The sequence below is a fragment of the Mycobacterium sp. SMC-4 genome (assembly GCF_050205565.1).
Classification (GTDB): domain Bacteria; phylum Actinomycetota; class Actinomycetes; order Mycobacteriales; family Mycobacteriaceae; genus Mycobacterium.
Genome location: NZ_JBNMQU010000005.1, coordinates 69,286 through 93,156, shown reverse-complemented (window position 1 = coordinate 93,156; position 23,871 = coordinate 69,286). Strand labels below are relative to the sequence as shown.

18 protein-coding genes are annotated in these 23,871 nt (G+C 68.4%); 3 read left to right on the top strand and 15 right to left on the bottom strand.

Features of this window, described 5'->3' with window-relative positions; translation table 11 throughout:
* Positions 1-2: 2 nt before the first annotated feature.
* Genes ACQI46_RS10890 through ACQI46_RS10865 form a run of 6 tightly spaced genes read right to left on the bottom strand, consistent with a single transcriptional unit; the run spans position 3 to position 6,665 of the window.
* The gene (locus ACQI46_RS10890) at positions 3-2,198 is read right to left on the bottom strand and encodes a hypothetical protein (RefSeq protein ID WP_427094005.1); all 2,196 of its coding nucleotides are present in this window, start codon (positions 2,196-2,198) and stop codon (positions 3-5) included.
* Positions 2,195-3,460 carry a glycosyltransferase family 2 protein gene (locus ACQI46_RS10885; protein WP_427094004.1) on the bottom strand — a complete coding sequence of 422 codons (1,266 nt, stop codon included), beginning with the start codon at positions 3,458-3,460 and terminating at the stop codon, positions 2,195-2,197. The genes ACQI46_RS10890 and ACQI46_RS10885 overlap by 4 nt, the downstream gene beginning before the upstream one ends.
* Positions 3,457-4,278: a glycoside hydrolase family 16 protein gene (locus tag ACQI46_RS10880; protein WP_427094003.1), complete on the bottom strand. Its 822-nt coding sequence runs from the start codon at positions 4,276-4,278 to the stop codon at positions 3,457-3,459. The genes ACQI46_RS10885 and ACQI46_RS10880 overlap by 4 nt, the downstream gene beginning before the upstream one ends.
* Entirely contained in the window at positions 4,275-4,910 is a 636-nt protein-coding gene (locus tag ACQI46_RS10875; protein ID WP_427094206.1) for a hypothetical protein, read from the bottom strand. The genes ACQI46_RS10880 and ACQI46_RS10875 overlap by 4 nt, the downstream gene beginning before the upstream one ends.
* A gap of 2 nt (positions 4,911-4,912) precedes the next feature.
* Complete coding sequence (locus ACQI46_RS10870) at positions 4,913-5,854, bottom strand: glycosyltransferase family 2 protein (protein ID WP_427094002.1); 942 nt, start codon at positions 5,852-5,854, stop codon at positions 4,913-4,915.
* Positions 5,855-5,891: 37 nt separating this feature from the next.
* Positions 5,892-6,665 carry a glycosyltransferase family 2 protein gene (locus ACQI46_RS10865; protein ID WP_427094205.1) on the bottom strand — a complete coding sequence of 258 codons (774 nt, stop codon included), beginning with the start codon at positions 6,663-6,665 and terminating at the stop codon, positions 5,892-5,894.
* Positions 6,666-6,987: 322 nt separating this feature from the next.
* On the opposite strand from ACQI46_RS10865, the gene ACQI46_RS10860 reads away from it, so the two are divergent.
* Positions 6,988-10,863: an AMP-binding protein gene (locus ACQI46_RS10860; protein ID WP_427094001.1), complete on the top strand. Its 3,876-nt coding sequence runs from the start codon at positions 6,988-6,990 to the stop codon at positions 10,861-10,863.
* A gap of 10 nt (positions 10,864-10,873) precedes the next feature.
* On the opposite strand, the gene ACQI46_RS10855 is transcribed toward ACQI46_RS10860, so the two are convergent.
* Positions 10,874-11,737, bottom strand: a complete 864-nt coding sequence (locus tag ACQI46_RS10855; RefSeq protein WP_427094000.1) for a sugar phosphate isomerase/epimerase family protein — start codon at positions 11,735-11,737, stop codon at positions 10,874-10,876.
* Positions 11,738-11,815: 78 nt separating this feature from the next.
* On the opposite strand from ACQI46_RS10855, the gene ACQI46_RS10850 reads away from it, so the two are divergent.
* Positions 11,816-12,736 carry an alpha/beta hydrolase gene (locus ACQI46_RS10850; protein ID WP_427093999.1) on the top strand — a complete coding sequence of 307 codons (921 nt, stop codon included), beginning with the start codon at positions 11,816-11,818 and terminating at the stop codon, positions 12,734-12,736.
* Positions 12,737-12,749: 13 nt separating this feature from the next.
* Positions 12,750-14,234 carry a flavin-containing monooxygenase gene (locus ACQI46_RS10845; protein ID WP_427093998.1) on the top strand — a complete coding sequence of 495 codons (1,485 nt, stop codon included), beginning with the start codon at positions 12,750-12,752 and terminating at the stop codon, positions 14,232-14,234.
* 68 nt (positions 14,235-14,302) lie between these two features.
* On the opposite strand, the gene metK is transcribed toward ACQI46_RS10845, so the two are convergent.
* The 8 genes from metK to carA all read right to left on the bottom strand — a co-directional run bounded on the left by metK (position 14,303) and on the right by carA (position 23,869).
* The gene (gene metK, locus ACQI46_RS10840; protein WP_427093997.1) at positions 14,303-15,511 is read right to left on the bottom strand and encodes a methionine adenosyltransferase; all 1,209 of its coding nucleotides are present in this window, start codon (positions 15,509-15,511) and stop codon (positions 14,303-14,305) included.
* Between the two features lie 118 nt (positions 15,512-15,629).
* Positions 15,630-16,880, bottom strand: coding sequence for a bifunctional phosphopantothenoylcysteine decarboxylase/phosphopantothenate--cysteine ligase CoaBC (coaBC, locus tag ACQI46_RS10835; protein ID WP_427093996.1), 1,251 nt, complete (start codon positions 16,878-16,880; stop codon positions 15,630-15,632).
* Positions 16,881-16,927: 47 nt separating this feature from the next.
* Entirely contained in the window at positions 16,928-17,254 is a 327-nt protein-coding gene (gene rpoZ, locus ACQI46_RS10830) for a DNA-directed RNA polymerase subunit omega (RefSeq protein WP_427094204.1), read from the bottom strand.
* A gap of 22 nt (positions 17,255-17,276) precedes the next feature.
* Entirely contained in the window at positions 17,277-17,894 is a 618-nt protein-coding gene (gmk, locus tag ACQI46_RS10825; protein ID WP_427093995.1) for a guanylate kinase, read from the bottom strand.
* Between the two features lie 7 nt (positions 17,895-17,901).
* Positions 17,902-18,216, bottom strand: coding sequence for an integration host factor, actinobacterial type (gene mihF, locus ACQI46_RS10820; RefSeq protein ID WP_014815655.1), 315 nt, complete (start codon positions 18,214-18,216; stop codon positions 17,902-17,904).
* A gap of 361 nt (positions 18,217-18,577) precedes the next feature.
* Positions 18,578-19,387 carry an orotidine-5'-phosphate decarboxylase gene (gene pyrF / locus ACQI46_RS10815; protein WP_427093994.1) on the bottom strand — a complete coding sequence of 270 codons (810 nt, stop codon included), beginning with the start codon at positions 19,385-19,387 and terminating at the stop codon, positions 18,578-18,580.
* Positions 19,388-19,390: 3 nt separating this feature from the next.
* Positions 19,391-22,732 (bottom strand): carbamoyl-phosphate synthase large subunit, encoded by a 3,342-nt coding sequence (carB, locus tag ACQI46_RS10810; protein ID WP_427093993.1) that lies wholly within the window; start codon positions 22,730-22,732, stop codon positions 19,391-19,393.
* Entirely contained in the window at positions 22,733-23,869 is a 1,137-nt protein-coding gene (carA, locus tag ACQI46_RS10805; protein ID WP_427094203.1) for a glutamine-hydrolyzing carbamoyl-phosphate synthase small subunit, read from the bottom strand. It abuts the gene before it with no gap.
* Between the last annotated feature and the right edge of the window lie 2 nt (positions 23,870-23,871).

Sequence of the window (23,871 nt, the reverse complement as noted above, 5' to 3'; positions counted from 1 at the left end):
ACTCAGCGGGCCGCGGTCAGCTGCGGTGGGACATCCCAGTCGTGGGCGGTGCGGAACACCAGCACCTCGCCGTCCTCGTGAAAAACCGTCCAGTTCTTCGACTCTCGCAGCGCCTGCTGGATGATCTCGATCGCCTCGGGACGGAAGTCGCCGTAGTAGCGCACCGCCCTGTTCGACTGCGGGCTGAACATCACGTAGGCGCGGAACGCGTCGTACTGTGCGTAATCGTCGAGGGTCTTGATGTCCTGCGGCGTGGGGAACGCGGCCTTCAGTTCCGGTAATCGCGGGTCGCGCCCGTCCCACAGGTCATAACCGATCGTCTGGTCGAAGTAGTGGTTGTGCAGTGTGACCTCGGCATAGCTGGCGTTCAGCCGCGTCGGCATACCGGCCAGTCGCAGCATCACCAGGCGCGTCCGAACGTCGGCGCCGTCGGTGATGCGGTCCATCAGGTCGACTTGGGCGCGGGTTTCGTACACCAGCGGCCACAGCGCGACGTAACCGTGCAGACCGGCCACCGCCGCAGTCGTCAGGCCGAGCATGGCCGCGGTGCCGTTGACCATCCGTGTGCGTCGCGAAGCGTTGCGGCGCCGGTCGACCGCCGCCACGATCGCCGGAGCGATCAACAGGGCACATCCCAGCAGTGAGTACAGGTAGACCCGGAAGATGGCCTCACCGCCGTAGCTCTGTCCGAACAACAGACCGAACGGGCTGAACGCCAGGATGGCGAGCACGAACGCCGGGTGCCGACGCCGCCAGCGCCAGAGGGCGCAAGCAGCCGCGCTCAGCAGCACCAGGATCGACACCGAACGCACCACAGCGGACGTGAAGTCCTTGGCCGGCAGCCCGGAGGTCAGCACGTTGCTGGCGGCATTGGAGATCGGGCTGCCGCCGGACAACAGCCCGTAGGGCAGCACCGCCTCGAGGTTGAGGAGCAGGTACAGCAGGACGATCCCCGCCATCGCGACCGCGACCCACCGCGGACGGGCACGCTTGAACAGACACAGCGCGAACGCGACGGCCACCACCCAGAACGGCGTCAGCTGGTGGGTGGGCACCATCGCGGCGAACAGCACGATGCTCAGGACCCCGCACGCGGGACTGCGTGGCGAGGCCAGCAGCAGCGTCAACGTGCCGAACGCCAGCACCAGAGACCATGCCTGCGGCGAGAAATAGTCCTGTCCCACCCAATTCGCGATCTCGACGACGAACGCGGCTGTCACCGCTGTGCGCCGACTCTGTCCGAGGACCCGGGCGGCGCTGTACACCGTCAACGCCAGCAGCACGTGGATGAACGGTGCGAACACGTGCGCGACCGACATCGCCGGGAAGCCGGTGACGTCGCAGAACCAGGCCCACACCGCAAAGAACGCCGACCACTGCGCGTAGATGTCGGTGCCATCGGGAGCCAACTTGCCGTGCACCTGGATGTAGTCGACCACGGCGAGATGCTTGTAGGTCCAGTCGTAGAGCGGGACCTCCGTGGCGACGAACGTCGTGACCCGCGACACCACGATGGCCGCGCCCACCGAGACCACCGCGGGCACCAGCTGCCGGTTGCGCACCGCGACCAGCAGCGCCCAGGTGCACAACGCGATACAGATCGCCAGTAGCGGTCCGGTCCCGGAGAACAGCAGACCGTAGTAGCCGGCGTCGAGTCCGGGCAGCCCGGGTACCGCGACCGCCCACAACACGATCGCCGATGCGCTCAGCACCAGTGAAAAATACTGTCGCCCAATCGATTCTCTGGCCGGGCGGACGACGCTGCGCCACTGCCACGACCTCGTCGCGGCCAGCGGCGTGCTGCCGGTGCGGTAGTACCACAGCGCGCTGCTGGCAGCGACGGCGACCACCTGCGTCCACAGGATGTCGTGGGGCGTCCAGCGATACGACCACATGGCCACGATTGCCGTGAGGGTGCAGATCGCCATTCCGAGCGTCGGCACCGTCGCCGGCAGCGCACGTCGCGGGATGGGCACCCAGGTGAGCACCGCCGCCCCCGGGCCGAGCACGACGAACAGCGTCAACGCGGCCGCGCGGACCGGCGCCGGCAGACCTGTCAGTGCGACCGCGCCGGCCAGAGCACCGAGCGCGGCCACATCTGCCTGGCGCACCCGGATGACCGGACGACGCGACCGGACCCGTGGCACCGGAACCGACGTGACCTCCGCTGCCACAGCAGATTCCAGCGTCGCGGTCATGACCGCCCCGCCGTCGGCACGTCCCGGGCACGGCGCCGTCTGCCCTGCCACAGCGCGCGCGGACCACCGAGCACGGCCAGCACCTCGATCCGGCCGACGGAGGACGGCACGTCCTGCCGGAAGTCCAGCGGCGGCGCGATGATCGCGCCGTACTCGGCGCCGGCGCGCACCGAGTAGCGGAACCGGCGTCGGACGACCGTGGCCAGCAGGCGCCGGTGCGACGGGTCGAGCCCCACCTTGGTCAGCCAGGCCCCCAGGCCCAGACCGTAACCGCGTGCCTGGGCCAGCAGCGCGTCGTTGTCGCTGCGGTGGCGGTGCCACACGATCGCCGACGGCTCGGTGGCCAGCGCGTCGCCCCCGGTCAGGATTCGGAAGAACAGGTCGAGATCTTCACCGCCCTGCGCGGCGGTGCCGGCGCCGAGCGCCTCGTCGAAGCCGCCCAGTTCGAGCACCCGGTCCCGCCGGACCGCGAAGTTCGCGCCGGTGCCGAACCGGCCGACCTGGAACGGGAACAGCGGCTGATCGGGCGGCGGGTTGTCCAGTGTGAACAGCTGCGGCTGCAGCGACCCCGACCAGGACACCCGCTGATCGAAGTAGCCCTGTGCGGCCGTGCGCAATTCACCGCTGGGCACCAGTCCGGACACACACGACACCCGCGGTGAGCGGGCGAACCCGCCGGTGATGGCGCGCAGCCAGTACCGGTCGACGTAGACGTCGTCGTCGGTGTAGGCCACCAGATTGTGGCGGGCCGCGCGCAGACCCGTGTTGCGGGCGGTCGACAGCCCGGCGACAGGCTCCTCGACGTACCGTACGCGTGGGTCGGCGATACCGTGCACGACACGGGCGGTGGCATCGGTGCGCGCCGCGTTGTCGACAACCACCACCTCGAAGCACGGATAGTCGAGCGCCAGAATCGATTGCAGCGCATCGGCCAACTGGTCGGGACGCTCCCGGGTGCACACCACCACCGAGATGGGCGGCAGCTCGGACATGTCCGGGTCGACGGCTGGGGGCCTCTCCGGCACCGCGATTCGCGCCACCCCGTCGACCAGCGGCGCCTCGACGAAGGCGACGGGTTGCAATCCCGACCGCAGCAGCACCCGAGCCGTGCGGTAGCCCTCGCAGTGACCGGCCTCGAATTCGAGCGTGCCGGACGCAGCGACTTCCCAGTCGTCCAAGTCGATCAGACCGACCCAGCGTGCCTTCGACCACTCCGGACCGCCCTGCGGCGGCATGGCAGGTTCGACGATGCGTCGCGTCACAGCGCCACCACCCGCACCCAGTCAACGAGCATCGTGGACGGATTCGGCGTCGAGTGGTCCGGCGGTCCGGGCCAGTCGCCACCCACGGCGAGATTCAGCAGCAGGAAGAACGGGGCGTCGAAGACCCAGCGGCCGCCCTCGGCGAGGTCGGCCGGGGTGACCGTGAGCAACGTCCTGTCGTCGATGCCGGTGACGATGCGGCCGGGCGTGCGTTCCACCCAGTAGGTGTGGAACTGGCCGGCGAGCGGGAACGGCGCCGGCGCGGCGGCCGAGATCTCCTGTCCGCGTGCGAGACCGCTGCGCGGTGCGTGCACGCCGGTGTGATATTCCCAGGCGTCGTTGAGGGTTTCGATGACGTCGATCTCCCCGCATTCGGGCCACCCGACCTGGTCGGCATCGGAACCCAGTAGCCAGAAGGCCGGGTGCAGTCCCCGCCCCGCCGGCAGCGCGATCCTCGCCTCGGCGCGCCCGAAGGTGAAGTCGAACGTCCCCTTGGTGTTCACGCGTGCAGAAGTGATCCGGTTCTGGCTGTCACCGCGCGCGGTGATGGCCAGATGCCCGTGTCCGTCCAGGCTGACGTTGTCGGGATGGTCGGTGTAGACCTGCATCTCGTTGTTGCCCCAACCGCCTCCGCCGACGTCGTGGCGCCACTGCGGCGACGGCGCCGAGCCGCCCGGTCCGTCGAAGTCGTCGAAGAAGAGGGTGTGCGGTCCGGCCGGTTCGGCATGTCCGACCGTCGTCGGTGCGGCGCACCCGCACAACGCCAAGACGGCGGCCACCGCCGCCGCTCGCCATCGCGTCGAGTGCACCCGGCTCACTGGGACACCCCCACCGCGGTTTTCGTCCGCATTCCAGCGGTTCCGACGGCGATCACCGCCGCCAACACACCGTAGATCGCCATGCGTTGCGCTCCCCCCAGTCCGAAGACGAGATGTCCCCCGACGAACATGAAATAACCGACGACGCCGAATGTTCCGGCGACAACGGCTGCGAACCGGCGCTCACCGGACAGGCGTGCCGCGCCGCTGGTGGCCAGGAACACCGCGCCCACCGAGCACAGTGTCATGAACACCGCGAGCAGCGTGGAGTTCCACACGTAACTGACGTGCTGGGTGATCACCCCGGCCGCGGCCAGTGCGACACCGCCGACACCGAGGGTGATGGCGGGCCCGCGGTCCACGACACGCTGCATCAACAGACTCACCGCCACGAACGCGATCGCCAGACCCGTGAGGACCAGGGCGACGTTCATGACCCGGTACAGGTCGCTGCACGGCCAGTTGCCCTGCGGACCGCAGAACGCGACGCCCAGCGGCCCGACCGGGTCGTCGCGGTAGCCGTAGTAGCCGCGCCACGAGGCGGAGACGATCCACTCGGCCGCCAGGTAGATCACGGTGGTCAACGACACCCAGCCGGTGACTCGCGGGTCACGCAGCCATACCGAGATCATTTTCACCGCAGATCCTTTCGGCGCCGGAGGTCGAGCCGGCCCACCAGGTAGCCGATCGTCGTGACGATCAGCCCCGCCACCATGGCCGCCATCCGGCTCACATCCGCGCGGGCGTGCCACATCCCGGATGGCAGCGTCCTGGTGGTGTAGGTCCGTTCGCTGCGCAGTGACGAGCGCTGTCCGCACAGCGAGGTCAGCACCGCCTTGCTGCGACCCTCGTGGAAACACCGGCTGACAAAGTACGACACGGTGGCGCGGTCGGGTGTCACCAGGTGCGAGACCGCGAAGTCGGTGTTCCTGAGAATGCGGGCGCGCGGGTCCCGTTGCGCGAGCGCGATGCCCATCAGGGTTTCCTCGCAACCGGTCGGGACTGTGCCGACACGTCCGAGCGCCGAGGAGAAGCCGCCGATCTCGTCGAGTGGAGCCCGGCGCACAGCCATCGCGGCGCCGATGGGGTTGCGGATCGGGGCGCCGTCGGCCGGCAGGCCGCGATAGTCGCACCCGACGACCCAACCGAATTCGGGCGGGAACCAGGTAGGAGCGGTACCACCGTACCAGTCCGGGTGTACCGCGCCGCCGAGGGCGGTGACGGCCGGGTCGACGAATGCGGTCCGGACGGCATCGAGTCCTCCGCTGTGCAATACCGCGTCGTCGTCGAGGAACACCACGACGTCTCCGATGGCCGCCTGCAGCCCGGTGTTTCGGGCGCCCGAGAGGCCGCGCGCGAACTCGTTGCGCACCAGCATGATTCGATCCGAGTAGGTGACCGACAGGTCACGGTACAGCTCGTCGGCGCGCTCATCGTCGTCCCCGTCGACGACCACGATCAACTCGTCGGCGGGCTCGAGTTGGCCGAGTGCGGCGTCGACCGCGCCACCCAGCACCTGTCGGCGTCGCATGGTGTAGCAGCAGACGACGACGCTGACGCATATTTGAGTGGCCACTGGACTCGCCAGTGGCCCAAGGTGTGCGACCACGGATTCAGCCGGTCGCGACGACTGCGCGCACCGCGCGGTGCTCGCGACGTTCCCGACGGATCGTGCGCAGCACGCGCATACCGTCGGTCACCGCATTGAGGTTGCTGCGCCCGTAGATTCGCTTGCCTTCGAAGCTGCCCACCTCGCGGATCAGCCAGCCGCTGCGTGCGGCGCGCACGTTGATCACGGTCTCGATCTCGAACCCGTCACCCCACTGCGGCGTGACGGCATCCACCGGGGGCAGGTCCAGACATCCGAGGTTACGACGCCAGAAAGCGTTGTACCCGTAGCACAGGTCGCTGAATTCGGTACCGAAGATCCGGTTGACCAACCAGTTCAGGCCCTTGTTGCCGAGCCGCCGGATGTGCGTGATGTCGTCGCTGCCGCCACCGCCGGCGAACCTGCTGCCCTTGGCCAGATCGGCACCTTCGGTCAAAGCCGCGACGAACAGCGGGATTTCGGCCGGGTCGGTGGATCCGTCGCCGTCGATCATCACGATGATGTCACCGGTCGCGGCCCGAAAGCCGCACGCCAACGCATTTCCCTTGCCGCTGCGGGTCTGCTCGATGACCACAGCCTGTGGCCACAGCGTCCGTGCCACGTCGGCGGTGCCGTCCTCGGATCCACCGTCGATGACGATGATCTCGTCGACGGGCGGCATCCGCTCGGCGACGTAGGGCAGGTTCCGGGCCTCGTTGCGGGTGGGCAGAACCACCGAGACGGTGGGGCTGTGCGCGTCCGCCGGAGTCTCCTCGATGTCGTACAAGAAGTCGCCGATGTTTGCTTCGACCTGCACCTGAGAACCGGGTGCAATCTCTGTCACGTCTCAAACTCCTTGAGGCAGTTTTATTTTCGTTGCGGTCAGCTCCGGAACGCAAAGAAGTACGCCGATTGCGAGAACAGCAGACAATCGGTCGAGAACGAACCCTAATAAATTGACGCCCGCTGCAGCCTGCCACCACCTCGACTATGGCGAGCATCACAGCTTTGGGTAGCCTAAGCAAAGCTCATGGACTTTAGTATCGTCACCCTGCGGCCGATACGGCCTGCCCCACCGCCGGTGGCCGACGCCCCAGCACTTTTCACGAGGATTCGATTCAATGCCGACCACAGGAGTTCCCGGCGCTGCGCGCATCATTCCTGCGGCGCCGACCGCCCTACGTCACCGCAATGGTCAGGGGCTCGGTATCGACATCGTGGCCGTGATGACCTCCAGCGCGGCCACCGGCCTACTGGGCTTTGTGTTTTGGACGGTCGCGGCACGCGGGTACTCCACCGCCGAGGTCGGGCGCGCTTCGGCGATCATCTCGTCGGCCAGTCTGATCGCGATTCTGGCGAATTTCAGCCTCGGCAGCCTCTACGAACGCTTCCTGCCGTTGGCGGGTCGGCACACCCAGCGCCTGGTGCGCAACGGGACCGTGTTCGTGGTGTGCGCGGCACTGATGTTCGGCGTGGTGTTCGTGTTCGTCGGGCCGCGGGCGCAACTGTTTCCGAATGTCACCGAGGCGGTGGCTTTTCCGTTGTTCGTCGCCGTGTTGGCGGTCTACGCGCTGCAGGATCAAGTACTGATCGGGCTGGGACGCGCCCGCACGATCGCGACCAAGAACATCACCCAGTCCACTGCGAAGCTGATCGCGGTGGCCGCGCTGATCCCGCTGGCCACCGGAGCAGCGATCGTGTGGTCCTGGGTACTTCCCGCAGCTGTGATCACTGCAGCCATCGCATTCATCGTGATCCGCAAGGAGGCTGCGCGCCACCGTGGCACCTCGACATTGCCGGGTCGCCGCCAACTCGTCGAGTTCTTCGCCAGCTCCTATCTGATCAACGCTGTCGCGGTGACCGTTCCGCTGCTGGTGCCGTTGGTCGTCGTCGCTCAACTCGGCACCGAGATGAACGCGTACTTCTCGATGTGCTGGCTGGTGGTCAACACCGTGGGGGTGCTGATCGGCGCCACGGCCGCGCCGTTCATCGCGACCGCCTCGACTCCGGACGCGGACCTGCGGGCGTGCACGAAGCGCTTCGTAATGCTGTGCGGCGGTGCGGCGCTGGGTGGCTGCGTGGCGCTGCAGATCGCCGCACCGGTGATCCTCGGCATCCTCGGTCCGGACTACGCCGAGCAAGGCACCACGCTGATCCGCATCATGGCATTGACATTGCCGTCTGTGGCACTGGTGACGATCTACACGGCGCTGGCCCGGCTGCAGCGGCGGTTGCGCCTCGCCGTCACAGCTCAACTGGTGCTCGGCATCGTGGTGGTGACCGGCGTGGTCGTCACGACACCGATCTGGGGTATCGACGCGGTGGCCTACACGTACCTCGCCGCCGAGCTGCTCACGACGCTCATCGTGCTGGGACCGGCAGTCCTGCTGCTGCGCAAAGTGGCCGCCACGCCCCGGGGACAGTCGCTGGACGACGAATCAGATGCCGCCGCGTCCGCTGAGAAGCCGACCAAAATCCCTGTGCGCAAGGTTGCCTCGCCGGACAGTCCGATCGGGTACTCCTCGGTGACCGAGCGGTTCACCGAGATCGCCGCGCAACGCGGCGCCCTGCCCGCCCTGCACACCGACGTCGGGTCGGTCACTTACGGTGACTTGGACGCCGCCGCAGCTGACTGGGCGCGCGCGCTGCGGGCCCGCCCCCGCCCCGACGCGCCGGTGGTGCTGATCGGGAACCTGAGCCCGGACACCGCCGCGGTCATCCTCGGAAGCTTCGCCGCGGGCGCTCCGTTGGTGCCGTTGGACACCGGTCTGCCCCAGGACCGGATGCTGCGGATCGTCGACGCACTGGTCGAACAGGGTTATCCGATCGACACGGTCGTGGTCGGCGACGTCGCGGCCACCCCGGTCACCGACCTTCTCGACCACTGCACGGTATGGCCGGCCGGGCACCGCCCGAGCGTCGACCCGGCCGCCGCGTTGCCGCCCCTGCCCGAGGTGAAGACGGTCACCAGCATCCAATTCACCTCGGGCTCTTCGGGCGAACCGAAGGCGGTGCTGCACACCCACGGCACCTGGCTCAGTGACTGGATCCTGCACCGCGACCGCTTCGGCATCACAGAGGGCCGGAAGGTCGCGTTGTGCATGCCCGTCAGCTTCGCCGCCGGCCTCAACGTCGCGGTCGGCGCGCTGCTCTCGGGTGCGGAGATCGTCGCCGTCGACCCACGCACCCACACGCCCGAGGGAATGCTCGACCGGTTGGCCCAGGTCGACATCGTGATGTGTACGCCCTCTCTGCTTCAGTCGCTCGGCGAGTCGGCCGACGGTCGTCGCATCGAGGCTGTCGAGCGCATCGTGACCACCGGGGAGCCGGTGTACAGCAGCGTTTTCCGCGATGCCCGCGTGTTGGCGCCCGGCGCGGTGCTGACCAACTGGGCCGGATCCTCCGAAACGCTGGGTATCGCCCACTACGACATCTGGCCGGACGACGACATTCCGACCGGGGTCATCCCGGCGGGGGTGGCCGTTCCGCACAAGTTGCTCGCCATCGACGATCACGGACGGCTGACCGTCACGTCGCGCCATCTGGCGGCCGGATACCTCAAGCCGGACTCGGCTTCCACCGTCTTCGTCGAGAACTCCGACGGCACAACCACATTCGTCACCAACGACCGTGCCCGTATCACCGCTGACGGTGTCCTGGTCGTGCTCGGCCGCATGGATGCCGCGGTGAAGATCCGCGGCTATCTCGTGGAACCGGCCGAAGTCGAAGCGGCACTGCTGGACTGCCCGGGAATCCGCGAGGCCCTGGTCCTGGCCGACCACTCCGAGGACACCCCGACCCTGACCGCCTACGTCACCCCGACACCGGGAGTCAGGACGCCGGCGATCGCGGAGGTGCGCGCGCAGTTGCACACCCGACTGCCGGCGTGGATGGTGCCGGCACATGTCGTGATGCTGGAATCGCTGCCGCGCAACGAGCGTGGCAAGGTCGACCGCCGCGCACTGCCTGCGCCGGTCCGCGGGCCGATAGAGCCTCCGGCACCCGGCCTGGAATCCCAGATCGCGACGACCTGGGCGCAGATCCTGCGTCTGGACGCGGTCGGACGCACCGAGAATTTCTATGCGCTGGGCGGGGATTCGCTCAACGTGCAACAGATGGTCACAGCCGTGGCCGCGGCACACGGCGTCGCCCTGACCCCGTCTGACCTGGCATCCGCCCCTACGGTCGCGCAGTTCACCGCGGTGGTCGAGGCGCGACGCGGCGGACAGGCGAGAACCGACGACCGCCGGCTCGCACCCACCACGGTGCTGCTGCGCGCACCCGGCGAGGACACCCGCGAGACGCTGTTCTGCTTCGCCGGAGCCGGAGCCTCGGCGTTGTCGTTCGTGCCGCTGGCCGACCGGCTACCGACAGACACCGCGGTGGTCACGTTCCAACCGCACGGCCTGGAGAATCGGGCGTTCCCGGACTGGACCGTGGGCCGCGCGGGCCGGCGCTACGTCAAAGACCTGCTCGAGATTCAGCCGGCCGGTCCGTACACACTGGTCGGGCATTCCCTCGGTGCCTTCATCGCCATCGATGTGGCCCACCGCCTGACAGCGTTGGGCCACGACGTCGCCCTGGTCGCGATGCTCGACCCGTTCCTGCCGCCGAGGACGGTGCGGGCCGCGCGCGCGACGGTACCCGACGTCGCGTCGACGTTGTTGGCGCAGCAGCCGGCCGACCGCACGACGCTGTGGCGCAACCGGCTGCACCTGCCGCTGGCCGGAATCCTGGGCGGCACCGTCGAACAGAGGGTGGATGCGATGCGTGAGGTCGGTGTGCGAGTCGGCCGACTACACCGCCCGCGCCGGTACGACGGGCGCACCCTGCTGGTGCTCAGCGAGTTCAACCTCGACGACGTTCGAGCCTGGCCTGAAGTGCTGACCGGAGATCTGCAGATCGAGCGGGTGCGCTGCGACCACGACTCGATCATCCGGGAGCCACACGTCGCCCGGGTCGCGGAGCTGCTCGAAGCAGCCCGCGCCCAGTGCTGAGCCGAAAAACTCAGGCGGACAACGCCAGGGACTCGCTCTCGGCGAGCACCATGACAGCGCGGGCGGCGCGCAGTGCCGCACGTGCCCGCACTCCGGCCGGGGCCCGCCACTGCACGGGGGCCTCGATACTGACCGGCACGGGAGGCAGCGCGCGCAGCATCGCCACCAGACCGATGCACCCCTCGCCGGGGAAAAGGCGGGCGTTGCGGCCCTGGAAACGCAGTTCGTCGATCGTGGTCGGGCGCGGCCACGTCCCGTCGCAGATCTGGACATAGCCGAACCAGTGATCGGGCAACGCCGCCAGCGTCGCGGGGGTGGTGCCGGCGCGGTCGTAGTGCAGCGCGTCGACCAACAGCCCGACGCGCTCGCTGCCACAGCGCCGCAGGATCGCGGCCCCTTCGTCGAGGTCGGCAACCTCGGTCCACGGCATCGGCTCCAGGTTGGGTGTCACACCGAAATCGGCTGCGAACGCACCGAGTTCCGCCAGATTGTCGGCCAGGCGGGAATGGTCCCCATCATTGCCCGTCACCAACGCCTGGGTCGCCCCCAAATAGGCAGCAGTCTCCAGAACAGGGCCGAACTCGTCACGCACGCGGGTCTGCGGCCTCAGCCGGAGCACCTCGACATCGAGGACGAAGAGCCCGGTGTCGTCGAGACGTCTGCGGGTCTCTCGGATCAGTGGGGTCTGGCCGAGCGTCGGACGCAGGGGCTCCTGCTCGGTGGCCCGGATCAACCGCAGCCCGACCCCGTCATAGCCGGCTTCCGCGGCGCACGTCACGAACTCGGCCGGGTCGAGCTCCAGCAGCGTCAGCGGGGCCAGGGTGATGGGCCGCGCCGCGCGCGGCCGGGCGGCGGGAGAAGGTCGGCGTCGCATGCCGATATTGTCGGCCAATTCAGGCCTCAACGGGGGTTTACCTCGACCGGTGTCGGGACGCGTGCGTACGGTGGCGGCATGACCGCTGAGTTGGATCCTGTTCTGCAGAAGGTGCTCGAGGCCGTTCCCTTCCAACTGACCACCGACGGCGGTCCGGCGTCCGCCCGGCAACGTTTCCGCGAAGTTCCGCGCCGCGAGCTGCATCCCGAGGTCACCGCCGAAGACCGCGTCGTGGACTCCCCTGCCGGGCCCGTCCCCGTCCGGGTCTACCGCCCGCCGGTCGACGCGTCCGTGTTGCCGGTGGTGGTCTTCCTACATGGCGGCGGATGGTCGGTGGGCGACCTGGACACCTATGACGGCACCGCACGCGTCCATGCCGTCGGCGCCGAAGCGGTGGTGGTGTCGGTGGACTACCGCCTCGCACCCGAGCACCCGTACCCCGCTGCCGTCGAGGACAGCTGGGCGGTCACCCAGTGGGTGCTCGAGCACGCCGGCGAAGTGGGCGGCGACCCGCAGCGCGTTGCCGTGGCAGGCGATTCGGCGGGCGGGAACCTCGCCGCGGTGGTGGCCCAACTCGCCCGCGACGCCGGAGCCACGCTGCGTATGCAGCTGCTCTGGTATCCCTCGACGACGTTCGACACCTCGCTGCCGTCGTTCGCCGAGAACGCCTCCGCGCCGATCCTCACACTGGACGCCTGCAAGGGTTTCACCCGCTGGTATCTCGGGGACGGCGAGCTGTCGTCACCACCGGCCACACTCATCCCGGCGCGCGGCGAGCTGACCGGCCTGGCGCCGGCTTACGTCGCCGTGGCCGGGCACGACCCGCTGCGTGACGACGGCATCCGCTACGCCGAATTGCTCACCGAAGCCGGTGTGCACGCGCACCTGGACAACGCCGAATCGCTCGTGCACGGCTACCTCGCCTACACCGAGGTGGTACCCGCGGCGACCGAGGCGACCGAACGCGGCCTGCACGCATTACGTGCCGCGCTGGCCTGACGAAGGAGCACAGATGGCGGATCCCGACTATGACACCGTGATCGTCGGCGCCGGTTTCTCCGGCATCGGCACCGCGATCACGCTCGACCGGTCGGGACTCACCGACTACCTCATCGTCGAGGCCGGCGACGACGTCGGCGGCACCTGGTACTGGAACACCTATCCCGGTATCGCCGTGGACATCCCGTCATTCTCCTACCAGTTCTCGTTCGAGCAGAGCACCGAATGGTCCCGCACCTACGCACCCGGTCACGAACTGGCCGCTTACGCAGCGCACTGCGTCGACAAATACCGGCTACGCCCCAAGATCCGCTTCGACACCACCGTCCTGCGCGCCGAATATGTGCAAGAGGAACAGCTTTGGCGGCTCCACGTGCAGTCCGGCGAACTGCGGGAAGCGATCACCGCGCGGTTTCTGGTCAACGCCAGCGGCGCATTGACGGTGCCCAAGCTCCCCGACATCGCAGGGGTGGACTCATTCGCCGGGCCCGTGGTGCACACGGCGCGCTGGGATCACCACCTCGATCTGCGCGGGAAGAGGGTCGGGATCATCGGCACGGGCGCCTCGGCTGTGCAGGTGATCCCCGAAATCGCGCCGATCGTCAAACACCTCACGGTGTTTCAGCGCACACCGATCTGGTGCTTCCCGAAATTCGATGTGCCGCTGAGCAAGACCGCTCGCACGCTGCTGCGGCTACCGTTGGGTCGCACACTGCAACGGATGATCAGCCAGCTCTACGTCGAGCTGACCTTCCCGCTGCCGGCGCAGTACTTCACCGTCAACCCGATGGCCAAACGGATGGCCGAGGTCGGCCGCGCCTATCTGCGCCGTGAGGTGAAGGATCCGCAGACCAGGGACAAGCTGACGCCGCGCTACGCGGTGGGATGCAAACGCCCCGGATTCCACAACACCTATCTGTCCACGTTCAACCGTGACAACGTCGCGTTGGTCACCGAACCGATCGAATCGGTCACCGGGGCGGGAGTTCGCACGGCCGGCGACCTGCACGAGCTCGACGTGCTGATCCTGGCGACCGGATTCCAGGTGATGGACGTCGAGAACATGACGTTCCCGATCCACGGCCGCGACGGCCGGTCCCTCGGACAGTTCTGGGCCCAGCACCGACTCCAGGCCTACGAAGGCGTCAGCGTTCCGGGTTTTCCGAACTTCTTCACCGTCTTCGGCCCCTACGGATACGTCGGCTCGTCGTACTTCGCGCTCATCGAGGCCCAGACCCATCACATCGCGCGCTGTCTGCGCACGGCGCAGCGACGGCGGGCGAGCCGGGTGGAGGTGCGCCAAGACGCCAATGACCGCTACTTCGCCGAGATGATGCGCAAGCGACACCGGCAGATCTTCTGGCAGGAGAGCTGTCGGCAGGCCAACAGCTACTACTTCGACGTCAACGGGGACGTTCCGCTGCGGCCCGCCAGCACGCTCGAGGCGTACTGGCGAAGCCGCCGCTTCCCCATCGACGACTACGAGTTCGCCGCCTGATCGTCGTCAGACGGGGCTGTTTCGGTCTGACTCCTCAACGCGGCTCGTACCTCGCCGCTTGATCGTCGTCAGACAGCGCTCTTCAGGTCATCGACCTTGTTGAGCTGCTCCCACGGCAGGTCGATGTCGGTGCGGCCGAAGTGACCGTAGGCCGCCGTCGGCGCATAGATCGGCCGCAGCAGGTCCAGGTCGCGGACGATCGCGCCGGGCCGCAGGTCGAACACCTCCCCGATGGCCTTCTCGATCTTCACCGGGTCGACGGTCTCCGAGCCGAACGTCTCGACGAACAGCCCGACGGGTGCGGCCTTGCCGATGGCGTAAGCGACCTGCACCTCGACGCGTTGAGCCAGGCCCGCCGCGACGACGTTCTTGGCCACCCAGCGCATGGCGTACGCGGCCGAGCGGTCGACCTTGGACGGATCCTTGCCGGAGAACGCGCCGCCACCGTGGCGTGCCCAGCCACCGTAGGTGTCGACGATGATCTTGCGGCCGGTCAGACCGGCGTCACCCATCGGGCCACCGAGCACGAACTTCCCGGTCGGGTTGACCAGGATGCGCGGCGCCGAGGTGTCCAACGTCGGGTGGTCCAGCTCGGCGAGTACCGCGTCGATGACGTGCTGCTGGATCTCGGGGGCCAGCTGGCTCTCCAGCTCGATGCCGTCGGCGTGCTGGGTGGACAGCACCACGGTGTCCAGCCGCACCGGGGTGGTGCCGTCGTACTGCACGGTGACCTGCGTCTTGCCGTCGGGCCGCAGGTAGTCCAGCGTGCCGTTCTTGCGGACCTCGGTCAGCTTGCGCGACAGGCGATGCGCCAGCGCGATCGGCAGCGGCATCAGCTCGGGGGTGTCGGCGATCGCGTAGCCGAACATCAGGCCCTGGTCGCCGGCGCCCTGCGAGTCCAGCGGGTCGGCGGCGCCCTCGACACGGGTCTCGTGCGCGGTGTCGACACCCTGGGCGATGTCCGGCGACTGCCGGCCGATGCCGATGTTGACGCCGCAGGTTTCCCCGTCGAAACCCTTGTCCGAGTGGTCGTAGCCGATCTCCAGGATGCGCTCGCGCACGGTGTTGGTGATGTCGGCGAACGCGGACTTGGCCGCCGTGGTCACCTCGCCCACCACGTGCACCTGGCCGGTGGTCACCAGCGTCTCGACGGCAACGCGGGACTTCGGATCGTCGGCGAGCAGCGCGTCGAGTACCGAGTCGCTGATGGCGTCGCAGATCTTGTCGGGATGCCCCTCCGTCACCGACTCACTGGTAAACAACCGAGCTTCACTCACGTCCGATCCCTTTCACTCACACCTGAGGTAGTTAGTGACTCCGCTGCGGGCGCCTTCTGCACCCAAGCGTGTCCCCCCACTGCGCGCAACCCTTACACGCACGCTGACTTGCTCGGGCCTAGCCCGCGCTGGTGCGCAGGAAGGCCGCGATTGCGTCCACAATACGGCTGGCGATCACAGTCTTCGAACCGTGCTCCAGCGCCGATTCATTTCCGTCCGCCGACAGCAGCCAGCCGTCGTTGTGGTCGACCTCGAATGCCCGGTTCTCCCCCACCGCGTTGACCACGAGCAGATCGCAGCCCTTGCGCTGCAGTTTGGCGCGGGCGTGGAACAACACGTCGCCGTTCGCGTCGCCGGTCTCGGCCGCGAACCCGACGATGGCCTTCATGTTGGGCAGCTGGCCGTCGGTGCGGGCGCGGACAGCGCCGGCCAGCACGTCGTCGTTGCGGATCAGCTCGATGGTGGGCTCGCCCTCGCCGGCCGGACCCTTCTTGATCTTGCTCGTGGCTTGGTGGGTGGGCCGGAAATCGGCGACCGCGGCGGCCATCACCAGGACGTTGGCGTCCGGCGCGTGCTTGGACACCGCGTCGGCCAGCTGGGCGGCCGAGCCGATGTTGATGACGTCGACACCAGCGGGATCGACCAGACCCGCGGTGTTTCCGGCGATCAGGGTGACCTCGGCGCCGCGCTGGGCCATCACGCGCGCCACGGCGTACCCCTGCTTGCCGGAGCTGCGGTTGCCGATGAAGCGGACCGGGTCGATGGGTTCGCGGGTGCCGCCGGCGGTGACCAGGGCTTTGACGCCGGCCAGGTCGTGGGGCAGGGCGTCACCGCGGGCGAGCAGCAGCTGGGCCAGCGTGCTGATCTCTTCGGCCTCGGGCAGCCGTCCCGGGCCGCTGTCGGAACCCGTCAGCCGACCTGACGCGGGTTCCATGACCACCGCGCCGTGTCGCCGTAACGTGGCGACGTTCTCCATGGTGGCGGGGTGCTGCCACATCTCGGTGTGCATCGCCGGCGCGTAGAGCACCGGACATCGCACGGTCAGCAGCGTCGCGGTGAGCAGGTCGTCGGCGCGGCCACCGGCCGCGCGCGCCAGCAGATCGGCGGTGGCGGGCGCGACGACGACGAGGTCGGCGCCCTGCCCGATGCGCACGTGCGGAACCTCGTGGACATCTTCGAAGACGCCGGTGTGGACGGGATTGCCGGACAACGCCTCGAACGTGGCGGCACCGACGAACCGCAATGCGGACTCCGTCGGCACCACCCGGACCGAATGTCCGGCCTCGGTGAGCTGTCGGACCACGGTGGCTGCCTTGTAAGCGGCGATGCCACCGGCCACGCCGACGATGATCCGCTTGCGTTCGGTCATCAGCTTCCGCTCTCGGCCCGCAGGCTCATCGCCGCGGGAGCCGTTCTCTACTCGCCCTCGGTGTGCTCGAGCAGGTCCGCGTGGATCTCACGCAGTGCGATCGACAGGGGCTTCTCCTGCAGGCCGGGCTCGACCAGCGGGCCGACGTACTCGAGGATGCCGTCGCCGAGCTGGTTGTAGTAGTCGTTGATCTGCCGTGCGCGCTTGGCGGCGTAGATGACCAGCGCGTACTTGCTCGAGGCGCGGTCCAGCAGCTCGTCGATGGGGGGATTGGTGATACCCAGCGGGGTGTCGTAGGCGCTGGCGGCGGCCGGGTCGAGGTCCTGCACGGCTTGCGGGCTGGTCACTGAGAAATTCTCCTGGCGAAATCGGATAAGACTTTGAGGACGAAGGCGATCACACCTGATCGCGCGGCACCTGCGAGTGGGCCACCAGCAAGGATACCAATTCCGCGCAAGCGGACTCCAATTGACCGTTGACGACGACCTCGTCGAAGTCGCCCTGGGCCGCGAGTTCTTCGCGGGCCGTCTGCAGCCGCCGGGCACGCACCTCCGGCGTCTCGGTGCCGCGGCCCACCAACCGGCTCTCGAGCACCTCCCAGCTGGGCGGTGCGAGAAACACCGTAGTCGCCTCGGGCAGCGCCGCTTTGACCGCGCGCGCACCGGCCAGGTCGACCTCGATGAGCACGGGCCGGCCGGCCGCGGTGGCGGCCGCCACCGGCGCGGCGGGCGTGCCGGAGCGGTGCAACCCGCCGTGGATGTCGGCCCACTCGAGCAGCGCACCGGTGTCGATGAGCTCCTGGAATCGGGCTGCTGTCACAAACGAATAGTCCACGCCGTCGACTTCGCCCGGGCGCGGTGCCCGAGTGGTCACCGAGACGCTGAAATACAGGTCCGGGACGCGCTCACGCAGGCAACGCACGACGGTGGACTTACCGACGGCAGACGGGCCGGACAACACCACTACCGGTGCTTTGTCGCACGCGGCGTCGTCCGGCCCCCCGCCTCCACTCACTGACTCGTTACTGGTCGAACTTTTCCAGCAGAGCCTTGCGCTGACGGTCGCCCAGTCCGCGCAGACGGCGGGTCGGGGCGATCTCGAGTTCGGTCATGATCTCCTGCGCCTTCACCTTGCCGACCTTCGGCAGGGCTTCGAGGAGCGCGGAAACTTTCATCTTGCCCAAGACCTCGTCGGTCTCGGCGTCTTTGAGCACCTGCTTGAGGTTGGTGCCGCCGCGCTTGAGCCGGTCCTTCAACTCGGCTCGCGCTCGACGTGCGGCGGCAGCCTTCTCCAACGCTGCCGCGCGCTGCTCGTCGGTCAACTGGGGAAGGGCCACGGGGTTCCTCCGTCTCTCACCATCATCTGATTTGTCTCGGCCGGTCGTTGGGGTTGGTCAGAACCAGCCAGCGTGGACGACCGTACCCACGCATCCTGACGAAAGCTAACCCCACCCCCGGGTTTTTCCGTCAAAAGCCCAGCGTGTAGGGCGCGTCACGGCCACGCGGCCGCGGGCGGCGCCGTGACGCTACGCCGTTGCCGAAATCGTCGGGAACGCCAAACCACCTGCATACGGGCGGTATCGATGGCACAACCGACCCCACGGGGGTTCGCCGAGGCCCGGCGAGCCGCGCGGCGGGGCTCACGACCGGCGGTTTCGACGAAAATTTCGCTGGTCGGCCGTGTCGGGCGTGTCGCGGCTACAGGTAGGCCAGCGCGTCGCGCATGCGGTCGGCGGCCGCACGTAGCTGCGCGACGTCCGGCCCGGCACGCAGCACGTCCCGGGAGACGGCCGGCACCAGTTGGCCGGGCCGGGCGCCTCCGAGGCCACCCAGCGCCTCGGGACGGCCCCCCTGGGCGCCGACACCGGGCACCAGCACCGGCCCGTTGAGCGCGCTGACATCGGGCGGCTCGGTCAGCGTGGCGCCGACCACGACACCGACCGAGCCGAACGCTGCAGCCGTGTTGCAGGCCGCGGCCGCGTCGACGATGGTCTGGGCGACGCTGCGGGTGCCGGCCAGCGCCCGCTGCACGGATGCGCCCTCCGGGTTCGAGGTGGCGGCCAGTACGAACACTCCGCGGCCATGGTCGCGTGCGGTGTCCAACAGCGGCTGCAGCGAGTCGAACCCCAGATACGGCGACGCGGTCACCGCATCGGCAGCCAGCGGCGAGTCCCCCGCCCAGGCGGCCGCGTAGGCGGCCATGGTGGAACCGATGTCACCGCGCTTGGCGTCGGCCAGCACCAGCACGCCGGCGGAGCGCAGCGCCGCGATGGTGCGCTCGAGCACCGCGTATCCGGCCGATCCGTAGGCCTCGAAGAACGCGACCTGAGGTTTGACGACAGCGGCATCGGAGAAGGCGGTCACGCAGATGTCGCTGAACCGTGCAAGCCCGTCGACGTCGACGTCGAGGCCCCATGCCCGCATCAACTCCGGATGCGGATCGATGCCCACGCACAGCGGCCCGCGCTGTGCCATCGCCGCAGACAGCCGCTCACCGAAACCGCTCACCGGTCAGGAACCCAGCGAGCTGTGCAGGTCCTGCAGTGACATCACGCCGATGTCTCCGCGGATGCTCGCCTCGATGCCCTGCACCGCCGCCGACGCCCCCTGCACCGTGGTCACACACGGGATGCTCGTCGACACCGCCGCCGACCGGATCTCGTAGCCGTCGACCCGCGGACCCGAGTTGCCGTACGGGGTGTTGATCACCATGTCGACCTCACCGGCGCGGATGGCGTCGACCGCCGACAGCCGTGTGTCGTCGGCTCCGCTGGGATTCTCGTAGTGCTTGCGCACCTCTTCACACGGAATCCCGTTGCGTCGCAGCATCTCCGCGGTTCCTTCGGTGGCGAGTACCTGGAATCCGAGGTCGGCCAGCCGTTTGACCGGGAACACCAGTGACCGCTTGTCACGGTTGGCCACCGACACGAACACCGTGCCCCGCGTCGGCAGCGAGCCGTACGCGGCTGTCTGACTCTTGGCGAACGCGCTGCCGAAGTCGTGCGCGATGCCCATCACCTCACCGGTGGACTTCATCTCCGGGCCGAGCAGCGAATCGATCTGCGAGCCGTCGGATTTGCGGAACCGGTGGAACGGCAGCACGGCCTCCTTGACCGCGACCGGGGCATTGCGCGCGGTCGTCCCGCCATCTCCCTCGCGGGCCAGGACCCCTTCCTCGCGCAGCTGCGCGATGGTGGCGCCCAACATGATCCGGGCGCAGGCCTTGGCCAGCGGCACCGCGGTGGCCTTGGAGACGAAGGGAACGGTGCGGCTGGCCCGCGGGTTGGCTTCCAGCACGTAGAGCACATCGTCTTTGAGCGCATACTGCACGTTGAGCAGGCCGACCACACCGATGCCGAACGCGATGGCCTCGGTGGCCCGCCGGACCGCCTCGATGTCACTGCGGCCCAGTGTCACCGGCGGCAACGCACACGCCGAGTCGCCGGAGTGGATGCCCGCCTCCTCGATGTGCTCCATCACACCACCGAGGTAGACCTCGGTGCCGTCGCAGAGCGCGTCCACATCGATCTCGATGGCGTCTTCGAGGAACCGGTCGACCAGCACCGGATGCTCCGGGGACAGCTGGGTGGCGCGAGTGATGTAGCCGTGCAGGGTCTCGTCGTCGTAGACGATCTCCATGCCGCGGCCGCCCAGCACATACGAGGGGCGCACCAGCACCGGGTAGCCGATGTCGGCGGCGATGCGGCGCGCCTGATCGAAGCTGGTGGCCATGCCGTACTTCGGGGCGGGCAGGCCGGCGGCGGTCAGTACCTCCCCGAAGTGTCCGCGGTCCTCGGCCAGATCGATGGCTTCGGGCGGGGTGCCGACGATCGGTACGCCCGCCTTCTCCAGACGTTCGGCCAATCCGAGCGGCGTCTGCCCGCCGAGTTGGACGATGACACCGACCACGCCGGGTCCGCCGGCGCCGGAAGCCTGTTCGGCGAAATACACCTCGAGCACGTCCTCGAACGTCAACGGCTCGAAGTACAGGCGGTCGGCGGTGTCGTAGTCCGTCGACACCGTCTCGGGGTTGCAGTTGACCATCACGGTCTCGAACCCGGCCTCCGACAGGGTGGTCGCGGCATGCACGCAGCTGTAGTCGAACTCGATGCCCTGGCCGATGCGATTGGGACCGGAGCCGAGGATGAGCACCTTGGGCCGCTGCGCCTGCGGAGCCACCTCGCTCTCGGCCGCGGGGTCGAGCTCGTAGCTGCTGTAGTGGTACGGGGTCTTGGCCTCGAACTCCGCGGCGCAGGTGTCGACGGTCTTGAACACCGGGTGGATCCCGAGCCGCTGGCGCAGGGAGCGCACCCCGACCTCACCGGCCAGTTCCGGGCGCAGCGCAGCGATCTGCCGGTCGGACAGGCCGCAGTTCTTGGCTCGACGCAGCAGTTCGGCCCCCAGCACCGGTGCGTCGACCAGTTCGGCGCGCATCTCCACCAGGCCGGTGATCTGCTCGACGAACCACGGATCGACACCGGACGCTTTCGCGACCTCTTCGACGGAGGCGCCCAGCCGCAGCGCGTACTCGATGTCGTAGAGCCGGCCGTCGGTGGGCGTGCGCAGCCGCTCCAGCACCTGCTCGACGTCGGCCTCGTCGTCCGGGGCGGTCCAGAAACCGGCGCGGCCGGTCTCCAGCGAGCGCATCACCTTGCCGAGAGCCTCGACGAAGTTGCGGCCCAACGACATCGCCTCGCCGACCGACTTCATGGTGGTGGTCAGCGTGCCGTCGGCGCCGGGGAACTTCTCGAACGCGAAACGCGGGGCCTTGACCACCACGTAGTCCAGGGTCGGTTCGAAGCAGGCCGGGGTTTCCTTGGTGATGTCGTTGACGATCTCGTCGAGCGTGTAGCCGATGGCCAGCTTGGCCGCGATCTTGGCGATCGGGAAACCGGTGGCCTTCGATGCCAGCGCAGAGGACCGCGACACCCGCGGGTTCATCTCGATGACGATCAGGCGGCCGTCCTCGGGGTTGACGGCGAACTGGATGTTGCAGCCACCGGTGTCGACGCCGACCTCGCGCAGGATCTCGATGCCGAGGGTGCGCATGGTCTGGTACTCGCGGTCGGTCAACGTCATCGCCGGCGCGACGGTCACCGAGTCGCCGGTGTGCACGCCCATGGGGTCGAAGTTCTCGATCGAGCACACCACCACGACGTTGTCGTGGCCGTCGCGCATCAACTCGAGTTCGTACTCTTTCCAACCGAAGATCGACTCCTCGATGAGCACGTTGGCCGACGGCGATGCGGCCAGGCCGTCGCCTGCCATGCGCTCCACGTCCTCGGTCGAGTACGCCATCCCCGAGCCCAGACCACCCATGGTGAAGCTGGGCCGGACCACCACGGGCAGCCCCAGCTCGGCGACCGTTTCGCGGACCTCGTCCATGGTGAAACACACGCGGCTGCGGGCGGATTCGCCGCCCACCTTCGCGACGATGTCCTTGAACTTCTGCCGGTCCTCACCACGCTGGATGGCGTCGAAGTCGGCGCCGATGAGTTCGACGCCGTACTTGTCGAGGACGCCGTTCTCCGACAGCGCGACGGCGGTGTTCAGCGCGGTCTGCCCACCGAGGGTGGCCAGCAGCGCGTCGATCTTGTTGCCGCGCTCGGCCTGCTGGGCGATCACCTTCTCGACGAAGTCGGCGGTGATCGGTTCGACGTAGGTGTGGTCGGCGAACTCCGGGTCGGTCATGATCGTCGCCGGGTTCGAGTTGATCAGCGTGACCTGCAGGCCCTCGGAGCGCAGCACGCGGCACGCTTGGGTGCCGGAGTAGTCGAACTCGGCGGCCTGACCGATCAGGATCGGTCCCGATCCGATGACCAGGATGTGGTTGAGGTCTTCCCGGCGCGGCATCTACTTGCCCTCCCCTGCCTTGACCTCACCCATGAGGTCGATGAACTGGTCGAACAGGTAACCGGCATCGCGGGGACCGGCCGCGGCCTCGGGGTGGTACTGGACGGAGAACGCGCGGCCGTCGACCAACCGGACGCCCTCCACCACACCGTCGTTGGCGCAGGTGTGGCTGACTTCGGCGCGGCCGAAGTCGGTGTCGAACTGCTCGCCGGCCTCACCTTCCAAGGCGAAGCCGTGGTTCTGCGACGTGATCGCGACGCGTCCCGTCGTGTGATCGACCACCGGGATGTTGATGCCGCGGTGGCCGAACACCATCTTGTAGGTCGAACGGCCCAGCGCGCGACCCAGGATCTGGTTGCCGAAACAGATGCCGAACAACGGGATCCGTGCGTCCAGGACCTCCCGGGTCACCGCGACGACGTGGTCGGCGGTCGCGGGATCCCCGGGACCGTTGGACAGGAACACCCCGTCGGGACGTAGCTCGGTGATCTCGTCGAAGGTCGCCGACGACGGCAGCACCACCGTCCGGATCCCGCGCGCCGCGAAGTTGCGTGGCGTGTTGGTCTTGATGCCCAGGTCCAAGGCGACGACGGTGAAGCGTTGCGGCCCTTCGGATTCGACGACGTACTCGGCATCGGTGGTGACTTCACCGGCGAGGTCGGCGCCCAGCATCGACTCCTGGTCGCGCACCCGGGCGACGAGTTCTTCGACCGGCGCCTCTGCGGCGGCGCCGCTGAAGATGCCGGCTTTCATCGAGCCGCGGCTGCGCAGGTGCCGCACCACGGCGCGGGTGTCGATACCCGCCACGCCCACGACGTTCTGCCGTTGCAGTTCGTCGTCGAGGCTGCCGGTGGCCCGCCAGTTCGACGCCCGCGGTGAAGGGTCGCGCACGGCGTAGCCGGCCACCCAGATCTTGTCGCCGCGGCTCTCGCTGTCCTCGTGGTTCCAGCCGGTGTTGCCGATCTGAGGTGCGGTGGCCACCACGATCTGACGGTGGTAGCTCGGATCGGTCAGCGTCTCCTGGTAGCCGGACATGCCGGTCGAGAACACCGCTTCGCCGAGGGTCTCACCCACCGCACCGAACGGGGTCCCGGTGAAGACGCGTCCGTCCTCGAGCACCAGTACAGCTTTGTCCATGG